Genomic DNA, 12,296 nt, shown 5'->3' with positions numbered 1-12,296 from the left:
TTCTTCGAGGAATGCTTGTCGTTATTTGCTGTATGGCAGGGATAGCGACGGCGGATGAAAAGAACATCCTGGTTACCAGCGGTAGCGATCGGGCCACTCCGATCGCGGTAGTGCCGTTCGGTTGGCAAGGCGGCAGTGTATTGCCGGACGACATGGCACAGATCGTCAGTGACGACCTGCGCAACTCCGGTTATTACGCGCCAATTCCAAAAGGTAACATGATCAGCCAGCCAAACCAGGCCAGCGAAGTCGTGTTCCGTGACTGGAAAGCCGTTGGCGCCCAGTACCTGATGGTCGGCAACATTGTGCCGGCCGGCGGCCGCTTGCAAATCACCTACGCGTTGTTCAACGTGGCGACGGAGCAGCAGGTCCTGACCGGCAGCGTGTCGGGCACCACCGAACAATTGCGTGACATGGCCCACTACATTTCGGACCAGTCGTTTGAAAAGCTCACCGGTATCAAAGGTGCTTTCTCTACGCGTCTGCTCTATGTAACGGCTGAACGCTTTTCGGTAGATAACACGCGCTACACCCTTCAACGTTCGGACTACGACGGTGCGCGGGCAGTGACCTTGCTGCAATCGCGCGAGCCGATTCTGTCGCCGCGCTTCGCACCGGACGGCAAGCGTATTGCCTATGTGTCCTTCGAACAGAAGCGTCCACGTATCTTTGTGCAGCATATCGATACCGGTCGCCGTGAGCAGATCACCAACTTCGAAGGCCTTAACGGCGCGCCTGCCTGGTCACCGGATGGCTCGCGCCTGGCGTTTGTGCTGTCTAAAGATGGCAATCCGGATATCTACGTGATGAACATGGCTTCGCGTCAGATCACCCGTGTTACCAGCGGCCCGGGCATCAATACCGAACCGTTCTGGGGCAAGGATGGCTCGACCATCTACTTCACCTCCGACCGTGGCGGTAAGCCACAAATCTACAAGTCCAGTATTGGCGGTGGCGGTGCGGAACGAGTGACCTTTATCGGTAACTACAACGCCAACCCTAAACTGTCGGCTGATGAAAAGACGTTGGTGATGATTCACCGTCAGGATGGTTTCACTAATTTCCGGGTTGCGGCCCAGGATTTGCAGCGCGGAACCGTAAAAATCCTTACAGATACCAACCTTGATGAGTCAGCTACTGTTGCGCCCAACGGCACCATGGTAATCTACGCCACCCGCCAGCAGGGCCGGGGAGTCTTGATGCTCGTGTCCATTAATGGACGCGTAAGGCTCCCGCTTCCTACCGCACAAGGCGAAGTCAGAGAACCATCCTGGTCCCCTTACCTGAACTGACGCGGCGCTACAAAAAGATTTGCTTAACACACTGGGGTTCATTAGGAGTTTCACGATGGAAATGCTGAAGTTTGGTAAGTTTGCTGCTCTGGCTCTGGCTCTGTCCGTAGCCGTTGGTTGCTCGTCCAAAGGCGGCGACAATGCCGGTGAAGGCGCAGCTGTTGATCCAAACGCTGGTTATGGCGCTAACACTGGTGCAGTTGACGGCTCCCTGAGCGAAGAAGCTGCTCTGCGCGCGATCACTACTTTCTACTTCGAATACGACAGTTCGGACCTGAAGCCAGAAGCCATGCGCGCTCTGGACGTTCACGCGAAGGACCTGAAAGCTAACGGCGCTCGCGTTGTTCTGGAAGGTAACACCGACGAACGTGGTACTCGTGAGTACAACATGGCACTGGGCGAGCGTCGTGCTAAAGCCGTTCAACGCTACCTGGTCCTGCAAGGCGTTTCGCCAGCTCAGCTGGAACTGGTTTCCTACGGTAAAGAGCGTCCAGTTGCTACTGGCCACGACGAGCAGTCCTGGGCTCAAAACCGTCGCGTCGAACTGCGTAAGTAATTCGTCATGCGAACGTGCCGTCGTGCTCTAACTGTATTGGCTCTCAGCTTCGCACCGCTTGCGGTGTGGGCTGCGGTTCCTGTGGAAGATAGCAACTCTGGCTATAACAATAGCGGGAGCAGTTATCCGCCAGCGGGTTATGGCACGAACGGCGCCTATGCTGGGGGGGCGGCTACGTCCGCGCCCTCGGCACAGGGCGAACTGTTCAACCAGCTGCAACGCATGCAGGATCAACTTGCGCAGCAACAAGGCGCGATTGAAGTTCTGCAGAATCAAGTGAACCAGCTCAAGCAAGAAGGCCTGGAGCGATACCAGGATCTTGATCGACGTATAGGAGCCGGCGTTACACCTGCCGCTACTCCTGATAATTCTTCTGCCGGTGGCGCGCCAAGCGCTGCTGCCGGTGGTGCAGCAGCCGGGGCGGCCGCTAGCCAAGCCCCCGCCGCCAGCAGCGAACCGGGTGACCCAGCGAAGGAAAAGCTCTATTACGATGCTGCCTTCGACCTGATCAAAGCCAAGGACTTCGATAAAGCCAGCCAGGCTTTTACCGCATTTCTGCGCAAATACCCCAACAGCCAGTATGCGGGCAACGCTCAATACTGGCTTGGCGAAGTCAACCTCGCCAAGGGTGATTTGCAAGGTGCCGGCCAGGCATTTGCCAAGGTCAGTCAGCTGTACCCCAAGCACGCCAAGGTGCCGGACTCGCTGTATAAGCTGGCTGACGTAGAGCGCCGCCTGGGTCATACCGACAAGGTCAAAGGCATTCTGCAGCAAGTAGTGGCCCAATATCCGGGGACGTCCGCTGCCCAGTTGGCTCAACGCGACCTGCAACGCTTGTAAGCGAAGCGGCCCGTTTAGAAGAAACCCGCGCCTGGCGCGGGTTTTTTCGTTAGAATCCACGCCCTTTTATGAAACACGCTTCTTGGGGTCTACGCGTTGGCGGGGTTCCTGGAAGTGCCTGACGGAGGCGGACAGCCTGTTTAGCTGTTACGCCCGTGGCGACTATGCAAGACACATTACGTATTACCGAAGTTTTTTACTCGTTACAGGGTGAAACGCGAACCGCAGGCCTGCCTACTGTATTTGTACGGCTGACAGGTTGCCCTCTGCGTTGCCAGTACTGTGACAGCGCTTACGCCTTCAGTGGCGGCACCGTGCGTACCCTCGACGATATCCTGGAGCAGGTGGCAGGTTTCAAGCCCCGTTACGTCTGCGTGACGGGTGGTGAGCCCCTGGCACAGCCCAATGCCATCCCGTTGCTCAAACAGCTGTGTGACGCAGGTTATGAAGTGTCTCTGGAAACCAGCGGCGCCCTGGATATCTCTGCGGTCGATCCTCGCGTGAGCCGCGTGGTCGACCTCAAAACTCCGGATTCAAAAGAGGCGCATCGCAACCGCTACGAGAATATGGATCTGCTGAGCGTCAACGATCAGGTCAAGTTCGTGATTTGTTCTCGTGATGACTACGATTGGGCAGTATCAAAGCTGATTCAGTATGGTCTTGAGCGGCGCGCAGGTGAGGTGCTGTTCTCCCCAAGCCACCATGACCTGAATGCCCGTGACCTGGCCGACTGGATAGTGGCAGACAATCTGCCGGTGCGCTTGCAGCTGCAACTGCATAAATACCTGTGGAACGACGAGCCGGGTCGTTGAAATTCAGCTTCTCGGGCTCGGCCTTGGTGGGTTGTATGGGGCTTGCAAATAGCCTGAATCACGGCGATAAGGTGTTTTTTCTGATTTATTTTAAATAAAGTGTTGAATAGTCCTTAGAAATCAGTATTATACGCGCCACCACACAGCGGGTCGTTAGCTCAGTTGGTAGAGCAGTTGGCTTTTAACCAATTGGTCGTAGGTTCGAATCCCACACGACCCACCATTTTTAGCGGTTTAGAAAATCCGGAAGGCCCACGTAAGTGAGGATTTCCGGGTTTTTTTTTGCCTGCGATTTGGGGGGCGGACGGAGTCGGAAAGGTTTGAAAAGACGCCTCGGGCAGTTCTACAGCGATGATCTCGGAGGTTCCCATTTTTTACCCGACAGGCACCCCCGCGAATACCAGATTAGGCTTTTGAATCCATTCGATATTCTGTAGCCTTGCCCAGCTTCAGTTTCACCCGTGCTTGATGAACACAATCACTTCGTCCGGCGGTGCCCGAAGGGCTCCAGAGCCGGTGGTACACTCGACTTTCGCGCTTCTGCGCCTGCAGGTCTTGCGAACATGACGCACATTTCCGAACGCTTACTGGTTCAAGCCCATCTCGACGCCAAGCAGCCTAAGGCTCTGAGCGCCGAAGAAGAGGCGAGCCTGCGTACCGCCATCGCCGCTGAGCTCAAAGCTCAAGACGCGGTACTGGTTGCCCACTTCTACTGCGATCCGGTGATTCAGGCCCTGGCCGAAGAGACCGGTGGCTGTGTCTCCGACTCCCTGGAAATGGCTCGCTTCGGCGCCGCGCACCCGGCCAAGACCGTGCTGGTTGCCGGCGTGCGTTTCATGGGGGAGACGGCCAAGATCCTTACACCTGAAAAACGCATTCTCATGCCTACGCTTGAAGCGACCTGCTCTTTGGACCTGGGCTGCCCGGTAGATGAGTTTTCGGCGTTTTGCGATCAGCATCCCGAGCGTACCGTGGTGGTGTACGCCAATACCTCGGCTGCGGTGAAGGCGCGGGCTGATTGGGTGGTGACGTCCAGCTGTGCGCTGGAAATTGTCGAGAGTCTGATGGACAACGGCGAAACCATCATCTGGGGCCCGGATAAACACCTGGGCACCTACATCCAGCGCCAGACCGGCGCCGACATGCTGCTGTGGGACGGTGCCTGCATCGTCCATGAGGAGTTCAAGTCCAAGCAGTTGGAAGATATGAAGGCGCTGTACCCGGATGCAGCCATCCTGGTGCACCCGGAGTCTCCCACGTCGGTGATCGAGCTGGCCGATGCGGTGGGCTCCACCAGTCAACTGATTGCCGCCGCGCAGCGTTTGCCGAACAAGACTTTCATCGTGGCGACCGACCGCGGGATCTTCTACAAGATGCAGCAGCTATGCCCGGACAAGGTCTTCGTAGAAGCGCCTACGGCCGGCAACGGTGCGGCATGTCGCAGTTGCGCACACTGCCCGTGGATGGCCATGAATACGCTGGAGCGCACGCTGCAGTGCCTGCGTGAGGGCAGCAACGAGATCTTCGTCGAACCGTCGGTAATCCCACAGGCTGTGAGACCGCTCAAGCGCATGCTGGATTTTACTCAGGCTGCGCGCCTGAAGCTGGCCGGTAACGCATAGTCGAGCTTGGTAAAAAACGTGGGAGGGTACGCCCCTCCCACCTGTCGATCTGTACCAGGCACGGGGTTATTTTTTCTGCTTCGGAATCCGCACCAACTGCGTATCCGAGTAGATGTCATGCCAGCTGCGTTTCTGCTTGTCGAACAGCGACCAGAGAAACCCGAGCCCCACGCACAACCACGACGCAATTGACACCACAAAGCGCAGCAACGCTTGCCACAGGCTGATCCGCGAGCCGTCGGCGTTCTGCACGCGTACGCCCCACACCTGCATGCCCAGGGTCTGACCGGAATGGGTCCAGAACTTGGCGAAGAACCCAAACAGTACAAACAACAGAATCGTCGACAGCAGTGGGTCGCCATCCAAGGCGCCCGATTCGGTCAACGTGCGCATCCTGGCTTCGCCCACGAACGCGATCCAGATCAGTTTGTAGATAAACGCGGTGACGATCATCAGGGCTGTGCACAACAGGAAGTCATAGAACATCGCTGCCAAACGACGGCCCAGGCCAACGGCGGGAAATTCGCCTTGGGGGCTCAGCAGGGGTTTGGACATGGCAGGGCTCTCGGAAGGAAAAAGCCATTTTACGGAATTGCGCCCATAAAAAAGCCCCTGATGTCATATCAGGGGCTTTTTGTCGCAGAGGAATCAGCCTTCTGCTTGAACTTCGTCAGCCTGCATGCCTTTTTGGCCTTGCACCGCAACGAAGGTCACTTTCTGGCCTTCTTTCAGGCTCTTGAAGCCGTTGCCCTGAATAGCGCGGAAATGCACGAACAGATCCGGACCGCTTTCTGGAGTGATAAAACCAAACCCTTTCTCGTCGTTAAACCACTTGACGGTACCGCTCTGACGTTCAGCCATTTTCTTATTTCCTTGACGCTAAAAAATTAATGACAGCCCCTTTCACGCGAAAGAGTACTGGGCTGGGTTGCAGGAAAGTAAGAGACGTCGAACGGGTTGTAGCAAAACTACTTCAGCTACTGCCCAGGTCCAGGTTCCAAGCGACCCATGCAAACACAGTGGGCAAACTCTACGCCAACTAATACGATAAAAACAAGCCCTGCCGGACGCCCCGCATTGCGCGGGCTGATGACACTTCGTTGAATATAATGGAACTGACTTATTCGATAGTCCTAATCACTTGATATAGGCAGCCGCCAGTCATATTAACTATCGTAAATGCACTGTTTTATGGCGGTCGCGTTACAGTTTAGTGCGCCTTGGCGCGACCGCGTTACTTATAGGAACAGTCAATCAGCCACGGTAGTAACGCTGTGGCACAAATGGCATTTTACTTACACGAAGTGGCACCTTTTTCCCACGCACCAACGCAGAGACTTCTGTATCCAGAGCGGTAAAGGCGCTGTCAAGGTAACCCATGGCCAGTGGGCCGCCCAGGCTTGGGCCGAAGCCGCCGCTGCAGACGCTGCCAATCACGCTGCCGTGTGCGTCGACGATCTCAGCGCCTTCACGTACTGGCGTGCGTTCCTGGGGCAGCAAGCCCACGCGCTTGCGGCTCACGCCAGTCTGTTGCTGGGTGAAGATCCGGTCCGCTCCCGGGAAACCACCGGCGCGGGCACCGTCGGCGCGGCGTGCCTTGGAAATGGCCCATAGCAGGCTGGCCTCGATAGGCGTGGTGTCCGTATTCATGTCATGGCCGTACAGGCACAGGCCGGCTTCCAGACGCAGGGAATCGCGGGCGCCCAGACCGATCGGTTGTACTTCGGTTTCGGCCAGCAGGCTGCGGGCCAGGCTTTCAGCGCTGGCCGCGGGCACGGAAATTTCAAAGCCGTCCTCGCCGGTGTAGCCGGAGCGGCTGACATAGCAATCCACACCCAGCAGGCGCACGGCGGCGAACTGCATAAAGGTCATCTTGGTCACTTCCGGCGCCAGGCGCGCCAGCACCTTCACCGCTGCCGGGCCTTGCAGCGCCAACAGGGCGCGCGCTTCGAACAGCGGCTCGATGGTGCACTGATCACCGATGTGTTGGCGCAGGTGGGCCAGGTCCTGATCCTTGCAGGCCGCATTGACCACCAGGAACAGCTCATCGTTACCTAGATTGGCCACCATCAGGTCATCGAGGATGCCGCCCTGATCGTTGGTGAACATCGCGTAGCGCTGCATGCCCACCGGCAGGTCGATGATATCGACCGGCACCAAGGTTTCCAGGGCTTTGGCGGCATTGGCGCCACTCAAACGGATCTGACCCATATGGGACACATCGAACAACCCGGCCTGATCACGGGTGTGCTGATGCTCCTTCATGACACCGAGCGGGTATTGCACCGGCATGTCGTACCCGGCGAAGGGCACCATGCGTGCGCCCAGCTCGATATGCAGGGCATGCAGCGGGGTTTTCAATAGGGTTTCGGTGGACATGTTCAGCTCCTGAAAAAACGTGCTGGCGCGCCTTTAGGCGTCAGCACTCGATAATGTTGACCGCCAAACCGCCACGGGCGGTTTCCTTGTATTTGCTTTTCATATCGGCGCCGGTCTGGCGCATGGTGCGGATGACCTTATCGAGGGACACGAAGTGCTGCCCATCACCGCGCAAGGCCATGCGCACAGCGTTGATCGCCTTCACCGAGCCCATTGCGTTGCGCTCGATGCAAGGTACTTGCACCAGGCCACCAATGGGGTCGCAGGTCAGGCCGAGGTTGTGCTCCATGCCGATCTCGGCGGCGTTTTCCACTTGCGAAACGCTGCCGCCCAGCACCTCACACAGTGCGCCGGCGGCCATGGAGCAAGCCACGCCGACCTCACCTTGACAGCCCACCTCGGCGCCGGAGATCGACGCATTTTCCTTGTAAAGAATGCCGATGGCGGCGGCGGTGAGCAGAAAACGCACCACGCCGTCTTCGTTCGCTCCTGGGATAAAGCGCATGTAGTAATGCAGCACCGCCGGAATGATCCCGGCCGCACCGTTGGTGGGCGCTGTGACCACGCGCCCGCCGTTGGCGTTTTCTTCGTTGACCGCCAGGGCGTACAGGTTGACCCAATCAAGCACCGACAAGGGATCGCGCAACGCCGATTCCGGGTTTTTGCACAGTTGACGATGCAGGGCCGCGGCGCGGCGCTTGACCTTCAAACCACCGGGCAAAATGCCTTCGTTGCGACAGCCCGCGTCGACACAGTCCTGCATGACCTGCCAGATTTTCAGCAGGCCGGCCCGGGTTTCCGCCTCTGGACGCCATGCGCTTTCGTTGGTCAGCATCACTTGGCTGATGGACAATCCGTACGTCGCACAATGCCCAAGCAGGTCCTTGGCGCTCTTGAATGGAAAGGTCAGGGGCGTGGCGTCTTCGACAATCCGGTCAGCGCCGGCGGCACCTTCATCCACCACGAAGCCACCGCCGACTGAGTAGTACTCGCGGCTGCGGATCTGCAGGCCGGCGGCGTCGAAGGCGCGGAAGATCATGCCATTGGGATGATAGGCGAGGGGCTTGCGGATCATCGCCAGGTGTTCTTTCTCGTTGAACGCAATGCTGTGTTCGCCGAGCAGGTTCAAGCGACCGTCGCTGCGCATCTGCGCCAGGCGCGTGGCCACGGTTTCGGTGTTCACGGTGTCCGGGTGTTCGCCTTCCAGGCCCAGCAGCACGGCTTTGTCGCTGCCGTGGCCTTTGCCGGTGGCGCCGAGGGAGCCATAGAGTTCCACCTTGACGTGAGTGGTGGCGCTCAACAGCGCGTCACGCTTGAGCCCCTCGACGAATCGAGCGGCGGCGCGCATCGGGCCGACGGTATGGGAACTGGAGGGGCCGATGCCAATCTTGAACAGGTCGAACACGCTTAAAGACATGAGTGGTTCTCCGGTTTCTTGTTATAGGAGCAGCGGCAAGCGGCAAGCCACAAGCGGCAAGAAAGAGCCATTCGGCTTTTAACTTGCAGCTCGTAGCTTGCCGCTTCCAACTGCTTTAGGCATAAAGCTCGATCGACGGGCACGCACACACCAGGTTGCGATCGCCAAACACGTTGTCGACCCGGCCCACCGGCGGCCAGTACTTGCTTTCGATCAACGATGCAACCGGGTACACCGCCTGTTCACGGCTGTACGGATGGCTCCACTCACCCACCAGTTCGGCGGCGGTGTGCGGGGCGTTTTTCAGTGGGTTGTCGTCTTTATCCAGGGTGCCGTTTTCCACCGCGCGGATTTCTTCGCGGATGGCAATCATCGCGTCGCAGAAGCGATCCAGTTCTTCCTTGGATTCGCTTTCGGTCGGTTCGATCATCAGGGTACCCGCCACCGGGAACGACATGGTCGGGGCATGGAAGCCGAAGTCGATCAGACGCTTGGCCACGTCATCCACGCTGATACCGCTGCTGTCCTTGAGCGGGCGCAGGTCCAGGATGCACTCGTGTGCCACCAGGCCGTTGCTGCCGGTGTACAGCACGGGGTAGTGCTCTTCGAGGCGACGGGAAATGTAGTTGGCGTTCAGGATCGCCAGTTGTGACGCGCGCTTGAGGCCCGCGCCGCCCATCATGCTGATGTACATCCAAGTGATCGGCAGGATGCTCGCGCTGCCGAATGGCGCCGCGCACACCGCGCCTTCCTTGCGCTCCATGGCCGCATGGCCCGGCAGGAAAGGCGTGAGGTGCGATTTGACGCCAATCGGGCCAACACCTGGGCCGCCACCGCCGTGGGGGATGCAGAAGGTCTTGTGCAGGTTCAGGTGGGACACGTCGCCGCCGAACTTGCCCGGCGCGCACAGGCCCACCATGGCGTTCATGTTGGCGCCGTCGATGTACACCTGGCCGCCGTTGTCGTGGATGATCCCGCAGATTTCGCGGATGCCTTCTTCGAACACGCCGTGGGTGGACGGGTAGGTGATCATCAGCGCGGCCAGGTGCTCGCGGTGCTCGATCGCTTTGGCGCGCAGGTCTTCGATGTCCACGTTGCCACGGGCGTCGCAGGCGGTGACGACCACGCGCATGCCGGCCATGTTGGCGGTGGCTGGGTTGGTGCCGTGGGCGGACGAGGGGATCAGGCAGATATCGCGACGGGCTTCGCCACGGCTCTGGTGGTAAGCACGGATCGCCAGCAGGCCGGCGTATTCGCCTTGGGAACCAGCGTTCGGTTGCAAGGAGATGGCGTCATAACCGGTGGCCGCGCAGAGCATGGCTTCCAGGTCGGCGGTCAGTTGCTGGTAACCGGCGCTTTGTTCGGTTGGGGCGAACGGGTGCAGGGCGCCGAACTCGGCCCAGGTCACCGGGATCATTTCGCTGGCGGCGTTAAGCTTCATGGTGCACGAGCCCAACGGAATCATGGTGCGGTCCAGCGCCAGGTCCTTGTCGGCCAGTTTGCGCAGGTAGCGCATCAGCTCGGTTTCGGAGTGGTAACGGTTGAACACCGGGTGGCTGAGGATCGGCGATTGACGCAGCAGCGCCGCCGGCAGGCAGCTGTCGGCTTGGGCGTCGAAAGCGGGCAGGGCCTTGCCGTCGGCGAAGATCGCCCACAGGGCCTGGATATCGGCCTGGGTAGTGGTTTCATCGACCGACAGACCAACCCGCTCAGCGTCGACCACGCGCAGGTTGATGCGCTGGGCGCGGGCCTTGTCGTGCAGGGCAGCGGTGGCGGCGCCGGTGTTGAGGGTCAGGGTATCGAAGAACTGCGTTTGCTCGACCTTCACACCCAGCGCGCTCAGGCCTTTGGCGAGGATGGCGGTCAACTGGTGAATGCGTTGGGCGATCTGCGTCAGGCCTTTGGGGCCGTGATACACCGCGTACATGCTGGCGATGTTGGCCAGCAGCACTTGGGCGGTGCAGATGTTGGACGTGGCTTTCTCGCGGCGGATGTGCTGCTCGCGGGTCTGCATGGCCAAACGCAGGGCCGGCTTGCCGAAACGGTCAACAGACACGCCCACCAGACGGCCTGGCATATCGCGCTTGAACGCATCCTTGGTGGAGAAATAGGCCGCATGCGGGCCACCGAAGCCCAGCGGCACGCCGAAGCGTTGTGCGCTGCCGATGGCCACGTCGGCGCCGAATTCACCCGGTGGGGTCAGCAGGGTCAGGGCCAGCAGGTCGGCGGCCACGGCCACCAAGGCGTTGGCGGCATGGAAGCGCTCGGTGAGTTCGCGGTAGTCGAACACATCGCCATTGCTGGCCGGGTATTGCAGCAGGGCGCCGAAGAATGGGCTGAAGTCACCCAGTTCGCGCTCATCGCCCACCACCACATCGATGCCCAATGGCTCGGCACGGGTGCGCAACACGTCGAGGGTCTGCGGGTGGCTGTGGATCGAGGCGAAGAAGGCATTGCTGCCTTTGTTCTTGCTCAGGCGTTTGCAGAAGGTCATGGCCTCGGCGGCGGCGGTGGCTTCGTCGAGCAGGGAGGCGTTGGCGATCGGCAGGCCGGTGAGGTCGCTGATCAGGGTCTGGAAGTTCAACAGCGCTTCCAGGCGGCCCTGGGAAATCTCCGGCTGGTAAGGGGTGTAGGCGGTGTACCAGGCCGGGTTTTCCAGGAGGTTGCGCAGGATCGGTGCCGGCGTGTGGCAGTTGTAGTAGCCCTGGCCGATGTAGGTCTTGAACAGTTGGTTCTGGCTGGCGATGGCTTTGATTCGCGCCAGCGCCTCGGCTTCGCTCAGGCCGTCTTCCAGGCCAAGCACGCTGGTGCCCTTGATGCTTTCCGGGATCACGCTGGCGCTGAGGGCTTCCAGGGAGTCAAAGCCCAGGCTGGCGAGCATGTGTTGCTCGTCTGCCTGGCGCGGGCCGATATGGCGGGCGATGAATTCGTTGGCGGTGGTGAGATTAACGGTCATGGCGTGCTCCTCAGGCTTCGGCGTTGGCTTTGATCAGGCGGTCGTACGCGTCCTGATCCAACAGCGTAGTCACTGCATTTGCATCGGCCGGCTTAAAGCGGAAGAACCAGCCATCGCCCATCGGGTCTTCGTTGACCAGCTCCGGGCTTTCGCTGAGCTTGTCGTTCACTTCGAGCACTTCACCGTCCAACGGCATGTACACGCCGCTGGCGGCTTTGACCGATTCCACGGTGGAGGCTTCGTCGCCCTTGGTATAGGCCTGCAGCTCTGGCAGTTGCACGTAAACCACATCACCCAGTGCGTTCTGTGCGAAAGCGGTGATGCCCACGGTGACGCTGCCGTCGGCTTCGGCGCGCAGCCATTCGTGATCTTCAGTAAAACGCAACTCGCTCATGCAAACTCCTCAGGGCCAGAATTCGTCT

General features: G+C 59.4%; 11 protein-coding genes and 1 tRNA gene. 6 read left to right on the top strand and 6 right to left on the bottom strand.

The genetic code is table 11. The features are described 5' to 3' along the window. Nucleotides 1–11 precede the first annotated feature (11 nt). The 6 genes from tolB to nadA all read left to right on the top strand — a co-directional run bounded on the left by tolB (nt 12) and on the right by nadA (nt 5,122). A complete protein-coding gene (gene tolB / locus HRH33_RS21425) occupies nt 12–1,292 on the top strand; it encodes a Tol-Pal system beta propeller repeat protein TolB (RefSeq protein WP_034100158.1) in 1,281 nt (426 codons plus the stop codon). 55 nt (nt 1,293–1,347) lie between these two features. Further along, entirely contained in the window at nt 1,348–1,848 is a 501-nt protein-coding gene (pal, locus tag HRH33_RS21420; RefSeq protein ID WP_034100156.1) for a peptidoglycan-associated lipoprotein Pal, read from the top strand. Nucleotides 1,849–1,854: 6 nt separating this feature from the next. Continuing rightward, on the top strand, nt 1,855–2,688 hold the full coding sequence (gene ybgF, locus HRH33_RS21415) for a tol-pal system protein YbgF (RefSeq protein WP_034100154.1): 834 nt from the start codon (nt 1,855–1,857) through the stop codon (nt 2,686–2,688). A 164-nt stretch (nt 2,689–2,852) separates the two neighbouring features. Continuing rightward, nucleotides 2,853–3,500, top strand: coding sequence for a 7-carboxy-7-deazaguanine synthase QueE (queE, locus tag HRH33_RS21410; protein WP_034139129.1), 648 nt, complete (start codon nt 2,853–2,855; stop codon nt 3,498–3,500). Nucleotides 3,501–3,647: 147 nt separating this feature from the next. Continuing rightward, a tRNA-Lys gene (locus tag HRH33_RS21405) sits at nt 3,648–3,723 on the top strand. A 340-nt stretch (nt 3,724–4,063) separates the two neighbouring features. Continuing rightward, nucleotides 4,064–5,122, top strand: a complete 1,059-nt coding sequence (gene nadA / locus HRH33_RS21400) for a quinolinate synthase NadA (protein WP_034100151.1) — start codon at nt 4,064–4,066, stop codon at nt 5,120–5,122. A 66-nt stretch (nt 5,123–5,188) separates the two neighbouring features. Here the strand turns inward: nadA and HRH33_RS21395 are convergent, their stop codons facing one another. The 6 genes from HRH33_RS21395 to gcvH all read right to left on the bottom strand — a co-directional run bounded on the left by HRH33_RS21395 (nt 5,189) and on the right by gcvH (nt 12,268). Next, on the bottom strand, nt 5,189–5,677 hold the full coding sequence (locus HRH33_RS21395) for an RDD family protein (RefSeq protein WP_034100149.1): 489 nt from the start codon (nt 5,675–5,677) through the stop codon (nt 5,189–5,191). Between the two features lie 93 nt (nt 5,678–5,770). After that, nucleotides 5,771–5,983, bottom strand: coding sequence for a cold-shock protein (locus tag HRH33_RS21390; protein ID WP_003365337.1), 213 nt, complete (start codon nt 5,981–5,983; stop codon nt 5,771–5,773). 393 nt (nt 5,984–6,376) lie between these two features. Beyond that, entirely contained in the window at nt 6,377–7,501 is a 1,125-nt protein-coding gene (gene gcvT, locus HRH33_RS21385; protein ID WP_094065437.1) for a glycine cleavage system aminomethyltransferase GcvT, read from the bottom strand. Nucleotides 7,502–7,541: 40 nt separating this feature from the next. Then, nucleotides 7,542–8,918, bottom strand: a complete 1,377-nt coding sequence (locus tag HRH33_RS21380) for an L-serine ammonia-lyase (RefSeq protein ID WP_034100144.1) — start codon at nt 8,916–8,918, stop codon at nt 7,542–7,544. A gap of 115 nt (nt 8,919–9,033) precedes the next feature. Continuing rightward, nucleotides 9,034–11,874: an aminomethyl-transferring glycine dehydrogenase gene (gcvP, locus tag HRH33_RS21375; protein ID WP_167416673.1), complete on the bottom strand. Its 2,841-nt coding sequence runs from the start codon at nt 11,872–11,874 to the stop codon at nt 9,034–9,036. 10 nt (nt 11,875–11,884) lie between these two features. Then, complete coding sequence (gene gcvH / locus HRH33_RS21370; RefSeq protein WP_034139123.1) at nt 11,885–12,268, bottom strand: glycine cleavage system protein GcvH; 384 nt, start codon at nt 12,266–12,268, stop codon at nt 11,885–11,887. Nucleotides 12,269–12,296: the final 28 nt, after the last annotated feature.

It is taken from the genome of Pseudomonas rhodesiae (assembly GCF_013285305.1).
Classification (GTDB): Bacteria; Pseudomonadota; Gammaproteobacteria; order Pseudomonadales; family Pseudomonadaceae; genus Aquipseudomonas; species Aquipseudomonas rhodesiae.
This window is presented reverse-complemented; position numbering and strand designations above follow the sequence as displayed.